Annotated in this window: 20 protein-coding genes; 10 read left to right on the top strand and 10 right to left on the bottom strand. The window is 54.7% G+C overall.

Annotation, left to right across the window (positions count from 1 at the left end):
• Positions 1–146 precede the first annotated feature (146 nt).
• From MVO87_RS08370 to MVO87_RS08345, 6 genes are all read right to left on the bottom strand, one after another.
• Positions 147–644, bottom strand: a complete 498-nt coding sequence (locus MVO87_RS08370) for a hypothetical protein (RefSeq protein ID WP_297512894.1) — start codon at positions 642–644, stop codon at positions 147–149.
• Positions 644–3,196 (bottom strand): hypothetical protein, encoded by a 2,553-nt coding sequence (locus tag MVO87_RS08365; RefSeq protein WP_297512896.1) that lies wholly within the window; start codon positions 3,194–3,196, stop codon positions 644–646. Before MVO87_RS08365 ends, MVO87_RS08370 begins: the two co-directional genes overlap by 1 nt.
• A gap of 42 nt (positions 3,197–3,238) precedes the next feature.
• Positions 3,239–5,887, bottom strand: a complete 2,649-nt coding sequence (locus MVO87_RS08360; protein WP_297552870.1) for a calcium-binding protein — start codon at positions 5,885–5,887, stop codon at positions 3,239–3,241.
• Complete coding sequence (locus MVO87_RS08355; protein ID WP_297512090.1) at positions 5,884–6,495, bottom strand: hypothetical protein; 612 nt, start codon at positions 6,493–6,495, stop codon at positions 5,884–5,886. The genes MVO87_RS08360 and MVO87_RS08355 overlap by 4 nt, the downstream gene beginning before the upstream one ends.
• The gene (locus MVO87_RS08350) at positions 6,492–6,917 is read right to left on the bottom strand and encodes a hypothetical protein (protein WP_297512093.1); all 426 of its coding nucleotides are present in this window, start codon (positions 6,915–6,917) and stop codon (positions 6,492–6,494) included. Before MVO87_RS08350 ends, MVO87_RS08355 begins: the two co-directional genes overlap by 4 nt.
• A gap of 518 nt (positions 6,918–7,435) precedes the next feature.
• Entirely contained in the window at positions 7,436–8,314 is an 879-nt protein-coding gene (locus tag MVO87_RS08345; RefSeq protein ID WP_297512096.1) for an AEC family transporter, read from the bottom strand.
• Between the two features lie 127 nt (positions 8,315–8,441).
• Here MVO87_RS08345 and MVO87_RS08340 point away from each other — a divergent pair, with 127 nt between their 5' ends.
• From MVO87_RS08340 to MVO87_RS08315, 6 genes are all read left to right on the top strand, one after another.
• The gene (locus MVO87_RS08340) at positions 8,442–8,852 is read left to right on the top strand and encodes an ArsR/SmtB family transcription factor (protein WP_015858975.1); all 411 of its coding nucleotides are present in this window, start codon (positions 8,442–8,444) and stop codon (positions 8,850–8,852) included.
• Entirely contained in the window at positions 8,849–10,132 is a 1,284-nt protein-coding gene (locus MVO87_RS08335) for a hypothetical protein (RefSeq protein WP_297552868.1), read from the top strand. The genes MVO87_RS08340 and MVO87_RS08335 overlap by 4 nt, the downstream gene beginning before the upstream one ends.
• Before the next feature lie 4 nt (positions 10,133–10,136).
• The gene (locus MVO87_RS08330; RefSeq protein ID WP_297552866.1) at positions 10,137–10,793 is read left to right on the top strand and encodes a DUF4097 family beta strand repeat-containing protein; all 657 of its coding nucleotides are present in this window, start codon (positions 10,137–10,139) and stop codon (positions 10,791–10,793) included.
• A 62-nt stretch (positions 10,794–10,855) separates the two neighbouring features.
• Positions 10,856–12,124: a Mef(A)/Tet(V) family efflux MFS transporter gene (locus MVO87_RS08325; protein ID WP_297552864.1), complete on the top strand. Its 1,269-nt coding sequence runs from the start codon at positions 10,856–10,858 to the stop codon at positions 12,122–12,124.
• 53 nt (positions 12,125–12,177) lie between these two features.
• On the top strand, positions 12,178–12,546 hold the full coding sequence (locus MVO87_RS08320; protein ID WP_297512545.1) for a roadblock/LC7 domain-containing protein: 369 nt from the start codon (positions 12,178–12,180) through the stop codon (positions 12,544–12,546).
• A 10-nt stretch (positions 12,547–12,556) separates the two neighbouring features.
• Positions 12,557–12,916, top strand: coding sequence for a hypothetical protein (locus MVO87_RS08315; RefSeq protein ID WP_297512543.1), 360 nt, complete (start codon positions 12,557–12,559; stop codon positions 12,914–12,916).
• Here the strand turns inward: MVO87_RS08315 and MVO87_RS08310 are convergent.
• Positions 12,909–13,424: a cob(I)yrinic acid a,c-diamide adenosyltransferase gene (locus tag MVO87_RS08310; protein ID WP_297552880.1), complete on the bottom strand. Its 516-nt coding sequence runs from the start codon at positions 13,422–13,424 to the stop codon at positions 12,909–12,911. The two genes, MVO87_RS08315 and MVO87_RS08310, sit on opposite strands and share 8 nt — an antisense overlap.
• Before the next feature lie 89 nt (positions 13,425–13,513).
• On the opposite strand from MVO87_RS08310, the gene MVO87_RS08305 reads away from it, so the two are divergent.
• On the top strand, positions 13,514–15,613 hold the full coding sequence (locus MVO87_RS08305; RefSeq protein ID WP_297512541.1) for a DUF4350 domain-containing protein: 2,100 nt from the start codon (positions 13,514–13,516) through the stop codon (positions 15,611–15,613).
• Positions 15,614–15,627: 14 nt separating this feature from the next.
• Here the strand turns inward: MVO87_RS08305 and MVO87_RS08300 are convergent, their stop codons facing one another.
• The 3 genes from MVO87_RS08300 to MVO87_RS08290 form a co-directional block, all read right to left on the bottom strand.
• Positions 15,628–16,455 (bottom strand): translation initiation factor eIF-2B alpha/beta/delta subunit family protein, encoded by an 828-nt coding sequence (locus MVO87_RS08300; protein ID WP_297512539.1) that lies wholly within the window; start codon positions 16,453–16,455, stop codon positions 15,628–15,630.
• Positions 16,456–16,464: 9 nt separating this feature from the next.
• Positions 16,465–17,163: an RAD55 family ATPase gene (locus MVO87_RS08295; RefSeq protein ID WP_297512537.1), complete on the bottom strand. Its 699-nt coding sequence runs from the start codon at positions 17,161–17,163 to the stop codon at positions 16,465–16,467.
• 132 nt (positions 17,164–17,295) lie between these two features.
• Positions 17,296–19,143, bottom strand: a complete 1,848-nt coding sequence (locus MVO87_RS08290; RefSeq protein ID WP_297512550.1) for a prolyl oligopeptidase family serine peptidase — start codon at positions 19,141–19,143, stop codon at positions 17,296–17,298.
• Positions 19,144–19,237: 94 nt separating this feature from the next.
• Between MVO87_RS08290 and ribD the strand changes: the two genes are divergently transcribed.
• From ribD to MVO87_RS08275, 3 genes are read left to right on the top strand one after another with little or no spacing between them, the layout of a single operon-like run.
• The gene (gene ribD / locus MVO87_RS08285) at positions 19,238–20,320 is read left to right on the top strand and encodes a bifunctional diaminohydroxyphosphoribosylaminopyrimidine deaminase/5-amino-6-(5-phosphoribosylamino)uracil reductase RibD (protein WP_297512535.1); all 1,083 of its coding nucleotides are present in this window, start codon (positions 19,238–19,240) and stop codon (positions 20,318–20,320) included.
• Positions 20,301–20,858, top strand: a complete 558-nt coding sequence (locus MVO87_RS08280) for a riboflavin synthase (RefSeq protein WP_297512549.1) — start codon at positions 20,301–20,303, stop codon at positions 20,856–20,858. Before ribD ends, MVO87_RS08280 begins: the two co-directional genes overlap by 20 nt.
• A complete protein-coding gene (locus tag MVO87_RS08275; RefSeq protein ID WP_297512533.1) occupies positions 20,855–22,015 on the top strand; it encodes a bifunctional 3,4-dihydroxy-2-butanone-4-phosphate synthase/GTP cyclohydrolase II in 1,161 nt (386 codons plus the stop codon). The genes MVO87_RS08280 and MVO87_RS08275 overlap by 4 nt, the downstream gene beginning before the upstream one ends.

Below are 22,015 nucleotides of genomic sequence, written 5' to 3'. Positions count from 1 at the left end.
TCCCGGTGACGGCCAGCTCCCGCCAGCCGCCCCTTCGCGTTGGGAATTGAGGAGGGATTTAAAAACCTTTGCCCATAAAAACTCCTGCCGGACAATTCTGACGGGCAATTGAGGGGTTTAAAAATTATAAAGAAGGAGAAGAACGTTTAAAAAATCCAAATCCTTGCCTCCTTGTACTCCTTGAAAGGTATTGCCTGGAGCGTTGGTTTTATTTTCTCAAACGTTTCCGTGGCGACGTAGAACTTCACTGAGCCGTTGGGAGCTTTAAGCTCGACCGGGGTCTGGCCGTTGGCCTCGTTGCCGAGGAACCCTTTTCCGCGTTTTACTGAGGTCTCTTCAACTCTTGCCACAAAGCTTCTATCGCTCTCCCTAGCGTAGTCGTCTATGTGCTCCACGAAGTTTGGGGGAAGCTCAAGGGAGGAGAGATAGTTCCTGACGGCCTCTTCGTATTCTTCCCTTGCTTTGGCGGCGGTGTAGGTTGAGATGTACACTCCCCCGTACATCAGGCCCCTTTTGAGGGCGTCGCCCCACGTCCCTTCCTTCATCCTGATGTAGTAGACCTTGTCCCCTACTACCGCCCATATTCCGAACTTGGGCTTTCCCCTTGCTATCTCCTGCACAGGGACTATGAGTTGCGCTTCCATCAGCTACCACCTCCTTGTATTTCGAAGTTGTAGAAGGAGCCATCAGCTCCCAGGCCAAGAACCTTAATCCAGTCCCATTCCGGCCTGTAGTCGAAGGTGAACTTCACGAGCGGTGCCGGGAGGTAGAACGTCTTCCTGAGGGCGAACTCATAGGTCTGTTTCTGGCCGTTCCAAGCGTGCTGGTAAACCAGGAACGTTCCATCGCTGAGGGACAGTGCTATGAATTCTTCACTACCGTAGTCCCCGTAGAGGCCAACGACGTTTGATATGGAAACGTAGGGTCCCTTCTCAACGCTTACTGTCCTCTTGTCGCTTGAGTAATCAACCGCGAGGCCGTAGAGCTTGCCGTTTGAGTATGCGAGCAGTTCGTCCAGATACCAGTATCCATAAGCCCCGATTAAATCCACGCGGTCGTCTATCCTGTAAACGTTGGTGTCTTCACTGTAGTGCCCGAGGGGATCTGGAATGAGGTACGTTCCTCCCTCCGTTAGAACGACGATGAAGTCATATGGTAAGTATGGATTGACCTCTCTGATATTCTCAGGTAGTGTGTAAACCCTTGGCTCGACCGTTATGTTCGCGCCTTCGTCCCACATCTTGTAGTGGGTATCGGAGTCATAGATGTAAATTCTGAGCTCATTGTTCTTCCAGACTATGTACGCATAGTCGTAGTATTTGCTTATGGAAGCTCCTTCCGCGTCAAAGTCGTAAACGACGTCGCTCTTGAAGGTCCACCAGCCAATATCTTCCCCGGGATGCCAGTCAAGTCCGACGAGTATATGGAGCTTTCCGTTCTCGTCAACCATAACCGCGTAGTCTCCGTTCGGTATCGCGTAGTAGAGTTTAGCCTTTGCGGGGAGGAGGGTTATCCTCACACTCCCGGTATCGTGCGGGTCTATGTTGGGGTTATCCGTTTTCCCGTCGAAAAAGTCCTGGTCCCAGGGGACTATCCGGATAACCTTATCACCGTCAAGGAGGAATAAGGTGTTTTCATAGCCGTACGGGAAGTAGTAGAGCCTGCCTATCCTTGGGCTTATTTTTATTCCCCTGTAGCTGTAGCCCTCTTTGGCGTAAACGAGCCCTTCCACCGTGTAGGCGTTTTCAAGGAAGTGCTTGAGCTGGTCTTCAAAAGAAGCCTCTGTTCCCTGCCCGCTTTCCGAAGTTCCTGTTGAAGTGCTCCCCCCTGATTCTCCTGAAGTTCCGGATGAAGTTCCTGAGCCCCCTGACTCTCCGGCCGTACCTCCGGATTCACCACTCTGAGATTCACCCTCGCTCGTCTTTAGAACCTCGAACAGCCTGTAGTACTTCCCATCGTCGCCCCAGAAGGTTATGACCCCCACGTCCCAGCCGTCAATGTGACCGGAGGCCCACACCGGCTTGACTGGGAGGTCGAGGTGCCCGAGCAGAGTCGTAGTGAAATCACCGAAGTTGAAGGTATAGAAGTAAGCCCTGTTCCCTTTCAGCGCCACGAATTCAACCCCACTGCTCGGGAGGTAGACGTAAACGCTCTCGTACCCTTCGAGCTTAATCTCAGCCTGATAATCATCGTCGAGTTTTCCGTCCTCGAAGACCATCAGCTTGAGGGTCTTCCCGTCGTAGACCGAAACAAGGTCGTAGTCACCTCCCTCATCAAGCGATAGCTGGGCGTTTTCACCGACGTTAACTTCCGCTGAGACCTTAACTCCCTCCGGGCCATCAACGGTGTTTATGACGTAGAGCTTTCCGCCACCCAGGACGTAGATGCCCTGCTTTCCAATCAGCACGTCCCTTACGTTGTCAAAGGAGAACCTTTTGGCTTCGGCTTTCTGACCTTCTCCCTTCGTATAATCGAACAGGTCTTCCGAAGACCAGCCGATTACGTAAACCTCGTTGCCGTTCCATGCGACGTAGTAGACGTACTCATCGTCCTTTTCGGAACCCGCCGCCACGTGTTTAACGTTCAAATCCCAGCTCTCGACCCGTTTGGTCTTGTAGAAGTAGACGGCCTTCCTGTCATCGTCGCTCGGCCAGTTTTTCCTCTCGTCCAGGTCGTACACGATGAGGTAGAGCTTTCCGTCGGCGCCAACGGCCAGTATTGAGTCCCGCGGGCCGGCGAAGGTGAACTCCACCCCGTTGACTGGCATCTTGAGCACGATGAAGGGGTAGACCTCTAAGGTGCCGTCCGTGTACACCTGCGAAAAGCTTTCGTCTGCGTACTGGTAAATGTAAAGGTTCCCTCCCGAGTAGAACATTGGGGCGTAGTCAAAGAGCGTGTTGTAGGCGTTGCCGTTGCTCACCCATGAAGAGCCGTCAACGTGAACCTTTATCCCCTTGAGGTCGTTCTCGTTGAATAGCTCAACGTGTCCCCTCTGGCCGATTTCTTCGAGGTTGCTGATTTTCTCCTCTGTTGATGTTCCTCCAGTTCCTCCCGATGTACCTTGATTTCCTCCGGCCGTTGTTTGCGGGGAAGTTCCAGTTTGCCCTCCCCCGGTGGACTTCTCGCTCGTTCCGCCTATACATCCTCCAACAAACATCACTCCTATTATTAACAGGGCGATTAGGGCTTTTCTCATCCTCCATCACCTCCCCTCAGAGGGGCAAAAAGAAAAGAAAGCTCAATCGGTCTCATATGCATACCCCCTGACGGAGAAGCTGTAAACCTTGCAGCCGAAGTCGTTGCACGCTTTAACCGTCACGTGGTAGGTCGTTTCGTGTCTCCTTGCCTCCAGCTCCTTGGCGTCGGCGTACTTGACGGCCTTTTCGGTGACGTAGTCGAAGGTTGCATCAACGAGCTTCTCCTTGACCCAGTCGAGCAGGCCCTTCTTGAAGGCCTCCTTCGAGAACTTCTTGGAGTCGCGCGCGTCAATGCCCTCCTCCGCCGGCACGTCCTCGTCCTCCGGAATGAACGCCTCAACACCGCCAACGATTGTCTTTATCCCCTTGGCCGTTGCGACCATGCCGTAAACGATTTTTGAGCCTACACTCCTCGCCTCCACCATCTTCGCGGTCAGGACGCCGATGTCCTTCCCCGTCTTCATAACCTCGACGCTGTCCTCGTACTTCGTGTAGATGGTTCCGACGTCGCTCTCACCCGGGACGGTGTAGCGGTGGGGTATGATTCTCGCGTAGAAGAACCTTAAACTCCTCGTGGTTCCGAAGTTAATCGTCCTCTTCTCCCTCCCGTTGACGAGGGCCCCTGGAACCGTTATCGTCACGTTTTTGCAGAAGCGACACTCAAACCTCAGCTTTCCAACGTCGAGGTTCTCATCCCACGTGGCGTTAAGGAGCTTTACGAGTGGCTCGGCCTTGTACTTTGCCTCGATGTTGAAAGTGTAGTAATACCTCTTCCAGTCGCTGTAGTCCAGCTCGATGTAGAAGGAGACGAAGGAAAATCCTATCTTGGTGAGGTTTGAGAACGTTATTGTGTAAGTGCCGTTGCTTCCCTCAATGTAGTCGCCGTCCTCGCCATAAGCGTCAATGAGGCTAATGCCATGGGTTTCCTTTTTTCCATCGGGGTAGACAACCGTAACAGGGGATGCCTCGACCTTGAACTCAGCGGTGTCCCCGTCAAGAATCACCGTTATGAACCTGTTGGGCTCTATTTCCTTTCCGTTCAGCAGGAACTTGACGGTGCGCTTGGTTTTCGGCCGTGGGGGTTCCGTAGACGGGGGTTCCACTTCCTTGTATTCAGGCACCTCTACAGCGGGCTGTTCCTTTGGATGTGACCACGAGTCGGTCGGGTTCGTTCCTTCCTTCCACTCCACGAAGTCCGAGAACCCGTCGCCGTCGGTGTCTGGTTTCGTTGCGTTCGTCCCTATCGAAATCTCCTCGAAGTCGGTCAGTCCATCGTTGTCGGTGTCGGGCTTTCTCATGTCGGTGTGCCACCATGTAACTTCAGCGCTGTCGCTTATTCCATCCCCATCGCAGTCATTGTAGTAAGCGCAGAAGTCGCTCTCGATTAGGCCGTCCTCATCGAGGTCCTGTGCACTTGGCGAGCCAACGGAGGACTTGTAAACTTCATCAACCCCCTCTGGAACCACTGGGACGATATCAGCTGAGTCGGGAATACCATCACCGTCGGTGTCCGGGTTTGATGGATTGAGGTGAACGAGACCCAGCCCCGTAATGTTCTTCGTGAGGAAATAGATATACCTAAAGTTCACTTCCTCCCCATCACTTAGCCCGTCCCCATCGGTGTCGGGTGAACGCGGGTCTAGGAATGGCTTAATGAAGCACACCTGCCCATTGTACTCAAAGTAGGAATCGCCTATGATTGTTTTAGGGTAGTAGGAGAGCAGGTAGTCGTAGTTCTGGGCGCAGACCATACCCAACGTCATGCTGTAATCGAGTGTCCAGTTGTAGTAATACGCGAGTGTGTCGGTTACAACGATCCAGGCTGGAGTTGCGTTGTGGTAGGCGTAATACGCGAGCTCGGGTATTACCTCCTTGAAGTCGCTCAGCCCGTCGCCATCGGTATCTGACTTCGTTGGGTCAGTTCCGAGCCTGACCTCCCAGCCGTCGTAGAGGCCGTCATCGTCGGAGTCTATCTCCACCGGGTTCGCCCCGGCCTTTAGCTCGTCCCCGTCGTTCAGCCCGTCCCCGTCGCAGTCCGGGCTCGTGAAGCAGATGTAGAACTTCTGGCCGTTGAGTAGGGGGCTTGGGTGGGAATCCCCGTCCCATTCATTCGCCGAATAAGGGTCAACCGTTGGGTGATATGAGCCATCGTAGGGCAGAATCTCGTTGCCATCAACTATTCCGTCGCCGTCCCAGTCGGGATTCAGGTAGAACGGTCTCTCCTCTGCTCCGTTCCAGCTTGTGGACATCTGAACCTCGAAGTAGTCGTCTATCCCGTCTCCGTCGGTGTCCCAGGAAGTTGGGTCCGACGGGGGCAACTTGACGCCGAAATCGCCGTAGACCTCGAACTTGTCGCTCAGGTGGTCGCCGTCGGTGTCTGGACTCCTCGGGTTCGTCCCGTAGAATGCCTCGATGGCATCGCCCAGGCCATCGAAATCGGTGTCGCTCAGAAACGGACTGCTCCCGAACCTCAGCTCGAAGCCGTCGGAGAGGCCGTCGCCGTCGCTGTCTGGGTTGGCCGGGTTGAGGTGGTAAACCATACCGTAGTGGGTCTCGTTATAGGCCAGCTCAAAGGCGTCGCTCAGACCGTCCCCGTCGGTATCGAGGTAGGCCGAAGAATCAGCGACTGCGGGCATCGGCTGGGCCAGTGACGCCATGAGAATGAAGATTAAGATGAGTACCCTCTTCATTTTCCTTCCTCCGTCCAGACGATTTTGCAGGAGTCACCGGCAAGGAACGTTACGTAGTCCCTCTCTATGGTCTTCTCATGGCCTTCTTTGATAAGAACAGCATGGTAGTGGTAGGAGCAGGCCACGAGGTTCGTGCTGACGACCGAGCATTTGGGCTCGCTTATCTGGAGCTCCTTGAAGTCAACGGCCCGGTAGAGGGCCTCGTGTAGCTCGAGGAGAGAGCCCTTGTCCACAACGCTCAGGTCAAAAAAATCGCTGACGTTCTTTTTGTCCTTGACCGCGGAGTAGTAGGTCTTTATGACATCGGGACCTTTTGACAGGCACTCAAAGGTGGAATCCGGGACGAGGGAGGCGTTCACCGCGAAGGTTTTGTTGAAGACCTCCGCCGTCACGACCCCGCTGGGCTTTTCCTCAACCTCTGCCGGTGTTTCTCCCGTCTGTGTCTGTCCGCAGGCCTCGGTTGAAACGGAAGGTGTGCTCGATGAGCTCGTTCCGGTCGTGCCCTGCCCCCCGCCGGGGGTTCCAGTTGCCGGGCTTTGGTCAGTGCAACCGCTCGCAACGAGAACGCCCGCGATGAGAAGCACGAGCAGAAGCTTTATCGTCCTCACTTCAGAATCTCCCCCTCGCGCTCAAGCATCTTCTCGTAGTTGGCGAGAGTCAGCCGTATCTCAACCTTGTCGTTGGGGTCCTTGTCCATCTTCACGAGGTCGCTCTCTTTTCGGTAGTCGAACCAACCGCGCTCTTCCTCCTCATCCTCGTCGTAGTAGTCCTCGTAGTGCTCGATGTACTCGATGAAGACCCTCTTCACCTTCGACCTGCGAATGAGGCCGACTTCCTTCTCCGCCACGTAGACCCTGGAAATCTCCCACCACTGGTCCATATTCCCACTTCTCACCTTAATCTCCGGCCGGTACCTGCTCAAAACGTTCCACTTCTCCGCGAGTTCGCCGGCCCTGAGCTTGAACTCCTTATGCCGTATGTTTTTCACGATTGTTGAGGTTGCCTTCTTCAGGGAATCCATAAACCCCATCTCACTCACCCTCTCAAGCTTTGGCTACAAAAAAGAAAGGTTCGTAACTCCGACAGTTTGAGTCAAAGACGCTCTACACTCTATGATTGGCCTTTTACTTTCCCCTTCACGGCATCACCTCAGATGGGCAATCTGAAGAACCCCCCACGGGTTTGACTATTTATACCCATAGAACCTGCGAAGCTCTCAGCTGGAAGGCTAAGAACTTCCCTCCGTCGCGCCTCGTTTGATAAAACCCACAGAGGTTTGGGTAATAGTCCCTTTATTAATCCAGAAAAAAGCGATTCCAAGTCCAGACTATCCAGACCCTTGGTAGGAGCAATTACGGGCTCCGACTCTTGAGGGTGCATTTCCACCGTTTTTTTAGGAACCGCCTCCCGGACAACCTGACTGACAGTCCTCACCATTAGTACCGCTCCCATGAGAGGCCCTCCAAAGAACTAAACTGTACCTGCACCTGTATTAAAACTACTCTTGCTCAAGGGATATATTATCCTTTCCTTAGGGTGCCCTAATTCTCAAATCAGAAAGCGCAGGGCGACGAAGAGCCCTATGACGAGGAGCGTGAGAACGAAGGTTACGCTTATCGCTTCCTCGGCCTTTAGCCGGTATTGGGCCAGAATCGCGTTGGCAGCTATTGCCGGGGGCATGCTCGCCTCGACAAGGACGGAGTAAAAAACCTCGGGTTTCGCCCAGCGGAGGGTGAGGAAAACGAAGGCGAAGGGAATCGCAATCCTGAAGGCCCCGACCTCCAGGAGCTTTCTCAGGTCGAAGGCCCTCAGTGTTATCCTCGAGCCGAAGTAGATAAGGAGGAGCGGTATGCTGAGCCAGCCGATGGTTTTTATCGGCTCAATGATTTCAGCGGGAAGTCTTACCCCCGCTATAACAAGGGCCAAAGCGAGTAGATTAGCCAGCGTTGGCGGGAACTTGAGGGCCTTCAGAAGGCTCTCCCTAATGCTCGCGCCCCCACTGGAGTAGTGTGCCGCTATGAAAGTCACAATAGGAATGACTATCATCGAATTAGTCGTCGAGTAGAGTATCGCAGGCGTGATGTCGCTGAGGAAGAGGCTCGCTATCGGAAAGCCCAGCGCGGCCGTGTTCGGGTAAATCGAGAGCACCATCAGCGCGCCGGCCCAGGGGTCGTCTTTGAGCTTAAAGCGACCATAGAGGTAGGACGTGGACAGGCTTATGCCGATGACGAGGAAGACGTAGAGAAAGACCGTCTTTATGCTGAGGAGATAGGTCAAATCCTTGCTCGCGACGTTGCCGAAGATGAACAGGGAAAGCAGAACGTCGTTGACAAGAATCCTGAGGTAATCGAAGGGCTTTTCCGATTTAATCAGCCTTTTGAGAACGTAGCCCAGAGCAATGAGCGCGAGCATCTCGGCGATGTTCATGGTTGAGACTGAGGTTTAAGCGTTAAAACGTTTTTGGCAACAACCAACAACCGATAAACTTTTATATACCCATTGCGCAAGTTAAGTACAGAAAATTGTACTACAAAAGTCTGTACCTGGTGGTAGCATGGACGAGCTGAAGGCCCAGCTTGAGGAACTGAGGAGGAAGCTGGCCCTGCTTGAGGAGAGCGTTGACCCGGTTGACGAGGTCATGCTCTCCATAAAGGAGAGGCTCAGGAAGAAGCTGAGCGACGGCCAGCTTCCGGAACTCGACGAAGAGAAAGCTGCGAAGACCCTCAAAGCACTCGCGAATCCAGACAGGATTAGAATCCTCAAGATGCTGTCCAAAAAGCCGATGGGCTTCAAGGAGATTAAGGAAGCCCTTGGCGTTGAAAGCCCGACTGTTTCGCACCATCTCAAGCTCCTCCTCAAAACCGGGATGGTTCGCAAGGGAGACAAGTACGAAATCTCGCCCGACGGCCGTTTGTTTTTGCGCCTGCTTGAGATTATAACCGCTTTGGAGGGGGTGGAAGAATGAGCTATCCGTTTTATACTGAGGAAAGCCCGCGCTTCAAAATCGCGGAGTATCTGAAGAAGATAACAGCCGTCCTGCTGATAGTCTGGCTCTTCAAGGGTTACCTCGGCCTCGAACAATACAACCGCTACCTCGTTTACGCGATAATCGCGCTAATCTTTGCCTTCGAGCTGTTGAGCGTCGGCAGGTGGCTCGGAGTTACAGTAAGCGGGGTAATTTTCGCGCTTGCCAAGGGCTTCCTGTGGACGAGCGTCTTCCTGTACTTCGGTGGCTGGCTCGGCATGCCGAAGGATCTTCACGATCTGGCTGGAAGGGCCTTCGCCTACGCAGTCGTGCTGACCATCGCGGGACTGCTCGTTGGCAGGTCGGAAAAGAGGAGCTTCAGCTGGCGTGTCGAGAAGAAGGCCTACGAGTTCAATGGGGCCGACTTCGGCGACGTGAGGCTGAGGGGAGAGGGGAAGGCATATCCAGTGAAGGTCGGCGGAAAGCGTGTTGGCTGGGTGATAGACGGCGAGATTGAGGTGGAGGCTGAAACGCCGATAGGGACGATTAGAAAGGCCCTCTCAAGTCCTGTGGCAGTGTGGGGCGAGCTGAGAGTTGGAAAGAAGGCGAAAGCGGACGATAGTTTCGTTGAGGAAGCGAACCGCCTTATAAACCCTGACAGGCTCTACAGAAAGACGAAGGGCGAAAGCGTAGTGGATTTGGGCATAATCAAGGTCTACGAGGGCGAGGACTTCGAGTACGTCAAGGTTCCGTTCGTTGAGGTAATAGAGACGCCGCACGGTGAGGAAGTGAAAATCGGGCCCTTCAGGATTCACGAGGGCAATCCGAAGAAGCCAGAGGGTATGCTCACCATCAGGGAGCTCCGCAACGGCTTCCAGCTAACCAAGGTCGGCGACAGGCTGAAGGTTCAGACCGATGAGTTCTCCATCGAAGTCGACGGGAACAGGGTCGTTTACAGGAGCGGAAACGAAACGCTAAGCCTTGGCGAAGCTGTCTCGCTCCGCTCCGGCGACATATCCGTCACGGTCGGCAGGGGAAGGGCGAAGATACGCATCGAGGACGTTGTAATCTCCGCTAAGGACGGGGTGGTAAGGATAAGGGCCGGTGGAAGGACTCACACCATAGAGAACGAGGAAGCCTACCGGCTCGTAATGCGGAAGGCGAAGGAGATAGTGGAGGAGCAGAGCGCGGGCCTCATAGAGGGCCTCGGTGTGGACAGGGCGATGCTCGGCAGGCGCGTTAGGGAGCTCCTCGACGAGCTGATGAAGTTCGTGGGGTGAGCCTATGCTCTTTGAGGACGTCAGGGAAGTTCACCTGAACTTCGTCAACGGGATGGTTAATGTCTCCGCATGGGATGAGGACGCTGTCGAGGTGAGCTACACAAAACACGGCGAGGTTGACCTGATAGTCGAGAACATGGGCGGAAAGCTCGTTATCAATGAAAAGCCAAGGCGAAAGTTCCGCTTTTTGGGTATAATCAAAGCGGAGGATGGCTGGGTCGAGATGGAGCTCAAGGTTCCGAGGGGAGTTTCAGTCAATGCAAGAAACGTGAACGGGGAGCTCATAGCTGATGGCATCCGCTTTACCGACGTTACCACCGTAAACGGGGAGATAACGCTGAGGAACTGCGAGGCCGAGCTGATGAAGAGCGTGAATGGCGAGATAGATGCTCACCTTCGGGTTGCGGGACCTTTGGAAGTTTCTACCGTGAACGGGGACATAACTGTAACCATCGAGGAACTTGAAGGAGACGTTAACGTGAACTGCGTCAACGGGGACGTAACTATTCGCCTCACCGAGTTCTGCGACGCGAGAATCGAGGCAAAGAAGGTCAACGGCGACGTTGAGCTAATCGGGATTCCCGACGGAATCATCGGAACCGGCGAGTTCCCCATCAGGATAAAGACAGTGAACGGCGACGTGAGGGTCGAGATTGTTTAATTCTTTAATTCTTTGATTACGCAATTCAGCAATTAAAGAGCCAAACAAAAACGGTGGTCGGTATGAAAAGCTCCAAGGGCCTCAACAGGAACTTCTGGCTCTTTGCCATCGGCCGCTTCATTTCCCAGCTCGGCTGGGCGGTGCAGGATGTAGCTTTACCGCTCTACGTGCTGGACAAGACCCACAGCGGTTCGATGATGACGGCGTTCATCTTGGCGGAGATAATCCCTTCCCTAATCGTCATGCCATTCGCAGGTGTCGTCGGCGACAGGTATAACAGAAAGTGGCTCATGGTTGGATTTGACCTAATCCGGGGGGTTCTCCTCTTCGGTGTCATAACCTTCAACTTCCTCGGCATCTACCAGCTTCTGGCAGTTCAGGTAGTTATGGCGGTTCTGGGCTCGTTCTTTGCTGCTGGAACGGGGGCGATGTTTCCCGACCTCGTGGAACCCAATGAGCTTGAAAAGGCAAACTCAACGGTGTCTTCTTTCACGATACTGGCCCGCCTCGCTGGACCGGCCCTCGGCGGTTTAATCTACGGAATCGGCGGGATTAGGCTTGCCATCCTGATAAACGCGGTCAGCTTCTTCGGTTCGGGCCTCTTTGAGATGCTAATCCGCTACGAGTGGAAGGCAAAACCGATTGAGGGGCTCGGTCAGGTCTTCAGCGACATAAAGGAGGGTGTCCGCTTCATCTTTAAACACCACTACCTGAAGACGCTGATGACCTTTGCGATATTCTTGGGTATCTTTAGTGCACCCTTCGGTGCCGTTCTGCTCCCCTATGCGATGAGAGAGGTTCTGAAGTTCACGAGCGTCCAGTTCGGTCTAATGGAGAGCTTCTTCATGGGCGGGGCCCTGCTCGGAAACCTTCTCATAGCGGTGAAGTTCGGCAAAAAGGCGGGGAAGTTCCTGTTCGGGGCGATGGTTTTGGATGGAATGATGATAATAGCTTTCATATGGGTTATCTCACCCCTTTCGAGCCTCGACAGAAATGCTGCATTCTTCTTCCTTGGTGCAGTTGCCGTGATTTGGGGAGTAACTGAAACGTTCATAGACATCCCCATCCAGTCCAAGCTCCAGCGGGCCGTTCCGAGCGAGGTTCGCGGCAGGGTCTTCTCGGCCCTCGGAATACTCACGAGGATTGCCACTCCCCTCGGTCTCGTTCTCGTTGGCCCACTCCTGAACCTCTATCCCGCGTGGCTCGTTGCCCTTGGCCTTTGGATTGGAATGGCCGTCGTGGTAGCCTACTACTGGGTGAAATACCGGGATGTTCTTCTAAAAGACGTTGACGGGCCACTAGCTGTAGAAGTGAGGAATCCGGGGGCGTAAAACTTTTAAATACTTTTTGTAACTTTTGTTGACGAGCTCGTGGGGGTGGTAAAATGAGCGCGGTGGACCTCGTAATGGGTAAAATACTCACGGATATGCTGGAAATCGACGGAGTGATAGGGACGATAGTGGTCGACAAGGACGGCCTCGTCATCGAGTCGGCGATGAAGAAGAACCTCGACCGCGAGGCCATCGCCGGGGTCCTCCACGAGCTCGTTTCTGCCATAAAGCTGATGGGCGACCAGTTCGGAGCAGGGGAGCTCAAGGAGGCCATCCTCGAGTTCAAGAACGCCCGAATGTTCATCAACCCGATTGGAGGGGACTACTACCTGATAGTCATCGGCGACGCCGACCTCAACCTCGGCAGGATGAAGCTTGAGCTCAGGAAGGTCCTTCCGAAGCTCGAGGAGATGCTCTACTGAGGTGGTCGTCATGCCCATTCGCCTCCTTTCCTTTTTGTGGAAGGACAAGCCAGAAATCTATGAGATGGTCATCACCCAGGACGGCCTCAGCCTTGAGGGCAACGAGAGGCTCGGGGCGCACATAGAGGACATTCTGCACTACATCGAGAAGAAGGCTGAAGCGCTGGGCCTTGAGGAGGGTGTGGAGGTCTTTATCCGCAACGGGAAGAAGGTGATAGCGATAAAGCGAATCGGCGGGCTCGGAGTTGCCGTCGTCAGCCCGAGCCTTGAAGAGGCCGAGAAGGCATTGAAAGACGTGGAAAGCAGGGCAAACGAGCTCCTCAGCGACCGCTATGAGGAGGCAATGGAGGAGTACCGGCGCTCTATTTGACCTCCTTCAGCTTTCCCTCGCGCTTCTCTATGACGCGCGCCATCACGAAGAGCAGGTCGCTGAGCCTGTTGAGGTAGACGAGCGCCTTTTCTCCTATGCCGGCCTCAAGGTAGAGCTTCGCGACCTTCCGCTCGGCCCTTCGCGCTATCGCCCTGCACACGTCGAGCTTCGCACTCGCCACCGTTGACCCCGGCAGAACAAATGCCCGGAGCTGGAGCTCGTCCTCGTACTTCCTAGTGAGATCCTCAAGCCAGCGGACTTCATCGTCGCCCACCTTGGCGTACTTTCCTTTGCTCGCGAGTTCCGCCATAAGGTCGTAGAGCTGGACTTGAACCCTCTCAAGAATTCCGACCATCTCCTCCGGCACGTAGTGCTTTGCCTCCCCGAGGAAGCTGTCGAGCTCGTCAATCGTTCCGTTCGCTTCCATTATCGGCGAGTACTTTACAACACGGTCGCCAGTAAAGAGGCCGGTTAAACCTCTATCGCCTGTTTTGGTGGTTATCGGCATTCGCATCACCGGTGTGTTTAACATCCCCATGTTTATTAGGCTTCCGGAAAGCTTTTTAGGGTGACCGTGAAAGAACTGAGGGTGATGCTATGAAGCGCCTGGCGGTTGCAATCGTATTACTATTCTTGGTAGGGCTGATTCCGACGTCGTTTCCTGTCGGGGCAAGCAATACCCACGTTACAAAGACCGTTTCAATAGAGCCGACCGACGATACGTGGATTGATGAAGGCGGATGGGTAGACTACAAAACGTACAGGCTCAGGGTTGGAACCTACAAGGGTAAGGAACAGAGGCCCTACCTAAAGTTCGACCTCAACGGGAAAATACCCAAGGGTGCTGTAATAGTCAGCGCAGTTATCTGGCTCCACGCCTACAACCACTACGGCTACCGCACCCACAACGTCTCTATTTATGGAGTGCTCGACGACAGCTGGGATGAGAAAACCCTCAGATGGGACAATCAGCCCACCGATGCCGTTGGTCCCCTTGACTGGAGGGTCATCTCGCTTCCCAACGGCAACGTCAATGCAGACTTCACATGGAACGTTACTGAGTTCGTCAGGGAGCAGTTTGAGACCGATGGCGTCGTCAGCTTCTACCTTCACTCGAACCTAAGCCATGTCAAAGTCAAGGACTACATATATTTCACATCCAAGGACAGCAAGTTTAAGGATGAACACCCCAAGCTTATAATCGAGTACTACGTTCCCGTCGCAATTAAGTCCCTCGAAATAAACGAACCCCTCTATTCAGGAATTCCGAGCAAAATCTACGTCAGTATCACCAACAGCGGAAATGCCGAGACCAACATCACATTCTACCTCAAGATAAACGGCGTTCCGCTCTACACCGAGAACCTCACCCTCGGACCAAAGAGCACCGAGACCCTTGAGAAGACCTGGATTCCGATGGCCAAAGGAGAATACAACGTCACCGCAGAGGTCGTCGGTGATGGAATCAACGACTTCATCACCAAGCAGGTTCAGGTTTACGTTAACCCGTATAGGCTGTTCTACAGCCTCACGTACCTCTACGAGAACGGCTACAACAGGATTGCACCCCAGCTCGATGAGCTCTACGAGAATCTGACCGCCACTGTTCAGGAGCTCCAGAAATGCGGTGTGAACCTCGGCGACCTCTCCGACGACGTCAAGTGGATTGAAACCAACTACAACCTCACCAAGGCCGAGTACGCCAAGTTCCTTGAGATGAAGAACAGAACGGCGCTCTTCCTTTCTGGAAACAGGCTCTACACTTACTCCGTCATGGTTCACATAAGGAAGGCCCGCTTCCTTGCGCGGGACGTTGTTGAGAGAATCGAAAAGGTTCTCCCAATACTCCAGGAGACGCTCGTCAAAGTCGAGCCCCTCTGCCACCCGCCGGTGAACGAGACCAACCAGACCCAGACGAACCAGACGGCCGGAAACGTGACCGCGCCCTCGAACGGAACCATGACAAACCAGACGATGGTCAACTACACGATTCACATCACCAAGGCCCTCATAGACCTCTCCCACGGCCAGTACTACTTCACCAAATACGGCTTCACCGGCCTCCAGGAGAACATAGAGGGGCTCGGCTGGGAGGTTAACGTCACCTACGCCCCTCTCACCTACGACGAGCTGAAGAAGTACGATGTGGTTATACTCACCAACCCCAAGACGAATCTGAGCGACGAGGAGATAAGCGCCCTCAGAAAGTACGTTGAGGAGGGAGGAGCACTCTTCGTGGCCGGTGACTGGTATAAGTACCTCAGCGAGAGCCTCAACGTACTCCTCGAAGGCACCGGTATCCAGTTCGAGAAGACCGAGCTCATGGACGATGAAAAGAACAGCGGAAGGCCGTACTACCCGTTCGTCGGAATCTACAACAGGGACTGCGCCATCACCAAGTACATTCCCGAGAACTGGACGATGTACTACAACGGCGACACCCTCAAGGTTACCGGCGACGCGAAGTGGGTAATCAGGGGCTACGAGAGCGCCTACGCAGTTGACGCCGAGGGCAACACCGTATACGAGAAGGGAAGCGAGCCCGTCGTTGCCGCGGCGGTAACCTTCGGAAAGGGCAGGATAGTGGTCTACGGTTCAAGCAAGGCCCTCAGCGATGCCTACTACAGCAAGTACATCAAGAGCAACTGGCCGTTCATCAAGGGTGCTCTCCTCTGGCTCGTCGGTGAGGAGAGCTGATTTCCTTCCTTTTCTTAAATTTCCCTGGGCGGGACGAGAATTCCGAGTTCCGTTATTATGCCCCTCACGTACCGCCAAGGGGTAACGTCGAAGAGGAAGTTTCTCACGCGGTAGCCCTGCCTCGCATAGGGCCTCTCGAGGATTTCGACCTCGTCGCTCTTAAGTTCTGGGTGGAGCTTGAAGCTCTCGGTTGCGACGTAGAAGAGAACGCCGTTGTCGTGGCACGCCAAAGCTAAGAGGTATGTGCCGGCTTTGTTCACAACCGCCCCGTCGCGCGTCACATTGTCTGCTCCCACAAGGGCTATCGTGGCGTTCCTCGCGAAGAGACCGAGCTGAGAATCGGTTATGACCTCGAAGCGGATTCCTTCCCGTTCGAGAGCGCTCGCCAGCGCTATTCCCTCGTAGTCAGGGGCACTCTCGGTGAGGATTACCCTGAAGTTTACCCCCTTGGCCTTTGCCGTCCTGAGTATCTCAAAGACCGCCGATGAGAAGGAGTGCGTTATAACCGTGTCGCCGTCCTCTATCAGCTCGCTACCGATGTTGCCGATTGTCTTCTTTGCCTCGTCAATCAGACGGAGGAACTCTTCCGCCCGAGACTTGACGAGGAGGGAGTTGTCCGTTACCGGAATGAAGCGCGAGAGGTTGTAGAGGGAAGCCATTGTGGGGTTTATCCTTGGAAGCTCGTGTCTAAGCTCGATGAGGGCCTTTCTCAGCTCGTCACCCTCAAGAAGGTCTGCCAGAATTAGGTAAGCTTCCGCCCCCCGTCTGGCCATCCAGCTGGCACCGCGTATCCTCTCGGCGCGAAGTTCTTCAAGAACGGATTTGACCTCGGGGGGAAGCATTTCGAACCCTCACGGCACGGTTCTGTCGGGGTAAACCACCATGCCGGTCTCGGTTATCTCGTATGGTCTTATGACGTTGTCGAAGCCGCTTCCGCGGAACTTGGTGACCTTAATAGCCCTCATCAGCTTTCCATCGCGCTCGAGGAGCTTCATCTCGATGACACCGCTCACGAGATACTCCTCGATGTCGGTCCTCTCGACTTCAGACGTTATGAGAACAGTTACCTTGAGACGCATCATGCTCTTGACGAACGTCAGAAACGCCCTGCGGTAGTCAATCTCGTCCTTTGTGGCCAGCTTCAGCATCGTTATCGGGTCAACGACTACCCTTGAGTAGCGCCTGACCCGGAACTGCTCCTTTATTGATTCGGTAAGCTTGTTGAGGTTCTTGGCGAAGGTCTCGAAGAAGTCTTCAACCAAGACGTAGTGCTCAGTTGTTGGGGTGGCGTCAATAAGGGTGAAATCCTCGTGGTAAACGTCGAAGCCCATCCTCCCGAAGTCCTCTCTTATGTTCTCGGCGGGCTCTTCAAGGGTTATATACAGTACACTCTCCCCGTTTGCAACCCCCGCCATCGCAAAGTGCATGGCCAGGGTCGTCTTTCCGGTTCCGGGTGAACCCTTGACGAGGTAAACCCTTCCGGGAATCAATCCACCGTGAAGCATTATGTCAAGCCCAGGGACCCCGGTTGAAATCCTTCCTGCGACCATCGCCTCTCAGCCATAACCTTTAACGGCGTTTCCCATATAAAGCTTATTCTTCCTCCGGGAACACCGAATACCCTTCGAAAGAACTTTGAAAAAGGGAGTGGACGGGAAAGTCACAACTAACCTCAGTAGGAATCACGAGAGGGTCTTGAGGACGAAGGCGAGCAAATCGGTCAGCTCCCTCGCCCTCGTCTCAGGTGAAGCGCCCATGTGCCCGCTCTTTGTCTCGACGCGGAGATAAACCGGCGCTCCAACCTCCTTCAGCTTCAGGAAGAACTTTATTGCATGGGCCGGGTGCACGCGGTCGTCGTGGAGGCCGGTGTAGATGAGCGTCGGCGGGTATTCTGCCGGCCTGACGTTGTGGTAGGGGCTGTACTTCAGGAGGAACTCCCTGTCCCTCGGTTCGTCTGGGTTGCCATACTCCGGAATCCAGACGCTGCCGATGTAAAGTTTATGGAATCGCATCATGTCTATGACGGGGTAGCCTATCAGCGCCGAGTCCATTACGTCCGGCCTCTGGACGAGGGTTGCCGAGACTAAGAGGCCACCGTTGCTCCTTCCCCACGCCGCTACCCTGTAGCCTTCACCCTTCAGCTTCTCAAGGACGGCTATGAAGTCGTCGAAGACGTTTTGCTTGTTCTCCCTCATCCCGGCCCTGTGCCACTCCTCGCCGTACTCGCTTCCACCGCGCAGGTTGGCCATCCCGAAGGTTCCCCCGCGCTTTATGAAGGGAATCGCCTGCGGGAAAAAGCGTGGCGTCAGGGAGATGTTGAAGCCTCCATATCCGAAGACCCAGGCTTTCTTCTCATCTTTCTCGCCCTTAACGAGGAAGTAGTGAACCCTTGTCCCGTCCTTCGAGGCCGCGAAGTCCTCTTCGACCCTGAAGTTCCCCTCGATTTCTTGCCCCTCGACGAGCTTAAGCTCTCCATCGAACTCGTAGAGCCTGTACGGGACGGTGAAGCTCTCGTAGCGGAGCAAAACCTTCTTCCCGTCGGTGTCGAGCGGGTAAACACTCCCAGGGAGGTCGAAGGTCATCTCGTCGAGCTTTTCTCCGTCGAGCGAGTAGACCTCAAGTCTGTGGCTCGCGTGCACGAGCCTGCCCGCGAGGATTTTATCCCCAACTAAGACAGCCCACTCCAGCGGGAACTCACCTTCGGGGATTACCTCTTCAATTTTTCCGTCCCTGACCGCGATGAGCTTCCCTAAGCCCTTCCCTTCCCTCGTCAGGAGGTAGAGTTTGCCGTCGCGGACGTCAACCGGCTCAACCGGAACGTCCGCTGAGTAAACCTTCTCCCACTTCTCGGGCTCGTCTATCGGACCAGCGTAGATTTCCGCGCTGTTCCAGCCAAACGTTACCGTAACCATCGCCCACTTTCCGTCTGTGCTCTTCCTCAGCGAGATGAAGTAGCCCGACCCGAGGCCCTTTCCGAAGACTAGTTTTTCTCCGCTCGCATCCTTCCGGAAGAATCTCTCGGCGGGAGCCTTAACGCCGTCGGGCGTTTCCCCGTGCCTGTAGAAACGGGCGAAGTAGTAGCCGTCCTCGAGGAATGTGACGTTCCACACCGACGGCCTGAACTCTTCGATTAGCTCGCCGGTTTCGAGGTTTATTATCCTCGTTATCCCCTCGTCGGCACCCCCTATTGAGAAGCTGTAGGCCAGAAATCTGCCCTTATCATCGACGGTGAAGCCCTGCAGGAGAACCTCGTCGTTAAATTCCTTTTCAAGCTCCTTCGAGTCAGCTATGGTTTCTCCGCTGAGCCACCTGATGATTTGCCTGTCCCTCTCGCGGTACATCGCTACAACGCCCTTCTCCGTTAGCTTCGCGCCCGTTAAGACAGGAATCGAGTAGTACTCCCAGACCTCGGGGAAGAGCTCTTCGCTCAGCTCTCCTATGAACTCTCTAAACCTCCTGTTCTCCTCCTCGACGAGCTTAAGAACGCGTTCGTCCTTTAGGTTCTCGGCCCAGATGTAGGGATCCTCCATGAAAATCACCATCTCAACGTTGAAGTGGTTGATAAAAAGAGTTCGTTCCCCAAACGGAACAAAACCTTAAAAGTTTCGGAACAAATGCCCAACCATGAGCAGTGAAGATGAGAGGTTCATGCGCCGGGCACTCGAGCTGGCGAAGCGCGGTGAGGGCTGGGTCAACCCGAACCCGATGGTAGGGGCAGTTATCGTCAAGGACGGGGAAATAATAGGCGTCGGCTGGCACCGGCACTTCGGCGAGAAGCACGCGGAGGTCAACGCCATAGAGGACGCGAAGAGCAGGGGACACGACGTTAGGGGCGCAACTATGTACGTGACGCTCGAGCCCTGCTCCCACTGGGGGAAGCAACCTCCATGCGCCGACAGGATAATCAGGGAGGGCTTCAAGAGGGTTGTAGTTGCGATGGTGGACCCCAATCCGCTCGTCTCGGGAAGGGGAATCGAGAAGATGAAAAAGGCTGGAATCGAGGTCGAGGTTGGCGTTCTCGAGGACGAGGCAAGAAAGCTCAACGAGATTTTCATTAAGTACGTGACTACTAAGACGCCCTTCGTTTCAATCAAGCTCGCCCTAACCCTGGACGGCTTCATCGCGACGGAGACCGGTTCATCCCAGTGGATTACCGGCGAGATGGCGAGGCTCAAAGTTCAGGAGCTCAGGAGGAGGCACATGGCGATAATGGTCGGCTCTGGAACGGTCTTGGCCGATAACCCGAGGCTCAACTGCAGGCTGGAGAACTGCCCCGAGAAGGTCAAGGTAGTCCTCGACCGTTCTGGCAGAGTCGCTGAGGCAATGAAGTCTGGGAGGAAGTTCCGGCTTTTTGAGGACGGCAGGGTCATCTTCTTTACAGAGAGGCCGGAGCTCTTCGAAGGAATAGCGGAGGCCTACCCTATAACCGAGCCCGGGGAGATTCTCAGGAAGCTCGGTGAACTCGGCATCGACAGTGTCCTGATTGAGGGTGGGAGGATAGCCTGCCAGTTTTTAAGCTATGCGGACAAGTTCTACCTCTTCTACGGGCCGAAGCTCTTCGGGAGGGGAATCAAGCCCTTCGAGTGCCTGAAGGTTGAGAACGCGAACGAGGCACCGCTGCTGAGGATTGACTCAATCGAGAGGCTCGGCGAGAGCTTCCTCGTAACGGCCTACCCCGGTGGTGAAGATGTTCAGCGGAATCGTTGAGGGAACAGGCAAAGCCCGCTACTCGGCGGGAAAGCTTTACGTAGAGCTCCCGTTCAAGGTTAAACAGGGCGACAGCGTCGCGGTGAACGGGGCCTGCCTGACCGTTGTCGAGTTCGACGGAAAAACAGCCGTCTTCGACGTCGGCGAGGAGACCCTGAGTAGGACCAACCTGCGCGAGGCAAGGCTCGTGAACCTCGAGAGGGCCTTGAAGCTTGGAGACCGCCTGGATGGCCACATAGTTACGGGCCACGTGGACGGGACAATCAGGTTTATCACCGCGCGGAGGAGCGGGAACACCACCTGGATGGCCTTCGAGATGCCCCGCGAGAGGTGGGGAATAGCTGAGAAGGGCTCGATAGCGCTCAACGGCGTCTCCCTCACCGTTGCAAGGGTCGAAGCCAACCGCTTCTGGGTTCAGGTCATTCCCTACACGCTCGAGGTGACGAACCTCGGCCACCTTAGGCCAGGAGATAGGGTAAACTACGAGATTGACGTCTTGGCGAGGTATGTAAAGCGCATCATGGAGGCGGGAGTATGAACCTTGAAGAGCTGAGAAGGGCAATCCTTGAGGGAAAACCCGTCGTGCTGATAGATGACAGGAGAGAATTCGAGGCAGATTTGATTTATCCGGCCGAGATTGCCTCTGCCGAGGTTGTGAACTTCATGCTTTCCGCTAAGGGCCTCCTCTGCCTCACGATGGACATGGACGAAGCCCTGAGGAAGGGTTTCTTCCGCCTGCCGAGTAAGGAAGGTGAGACAAACTTCCTGATACCTGTCGATTATAAAGAGACATTCACGGGCATAACCGCCGAAGAGAGGGCTTTAACGGCAAGAAAGCTCGCCGAGGGTCTGGGTGTTGAGGCCTTCCGCTACCCCGGGCATCTGCACCTCCTCGGCGGGATAGGGCTCAACAGGCGTCGAGGTCACACGGAGAGCTCGCTTGAGCTCATGGAGTTCCTTGGATTCATGCGCTACGCCCTGATAATCGAGATTCTCGACGATAAGGGCGACTCCCACAACCGCGAGTATGCCCTCAAGTTCGCCGAGGAGCACGGCCTGCCGGTTATCACGACGGACGACGTCTGGAAGGAGTTCGTGAAGAGGAAGCAGCTGATTAGAGTCTACGCCAACGCGAGACTGCCAACAAGGTATGGGGAGTTCAGGATAATCGCCTTCGATAATGAGTTAGACTTCAAGGAGCACGTGGCCATAGTCAAGGAGCCCTACGGCGACGTTCCGCTCGTCAGGGTGCACTCGAAGTGCCTCACCGGAGACACGCTCGCCTCCCTCAAGTGCGACTGCGGAAGTCAATTGGCAAATTCACTTAGAATGATAGCGCAGGAGGGCGGAATACTGCTCTATATGGACCAGGAGGGTAGGGGAATTGGCCTAAAGGAGAAGATTAAGGCCTACGAGCTCCAGGATAAGGGCTTAGACACCGTTGAAGCCAACGAGGCCCTCGGTCATAAGGCCGACGAGAGGACCTACGAGGCGGCCTTCCAGATGCTTCGCGCGCTGGGCGTTTCAAGGATAAGGCTCATAACCAACAATCCGGCGAAGGCCAGGGCCCTGGAGGAGTTCGGGATTGAGGTGGTCGAGGTTATTCCTGCCCCTGGGGAGGTCACGGAGCACAACAGACCGTACTTAAAGGTCAAAGTGGAGAAACTCGGCCACAAGCTTCCTTTCGAGGTTTAG

The organism is Thermococcus sp. (assembly GCF_027063845.1).
Taxonomy (GTDB): Archaea; Methanobacteriota_B; Thermococci; order Thermococcales; family Thermococcaceae; genus Thermococcus.
This window is presented reverse-complemented; position numbering and strand designations above follow the sequence as displayed.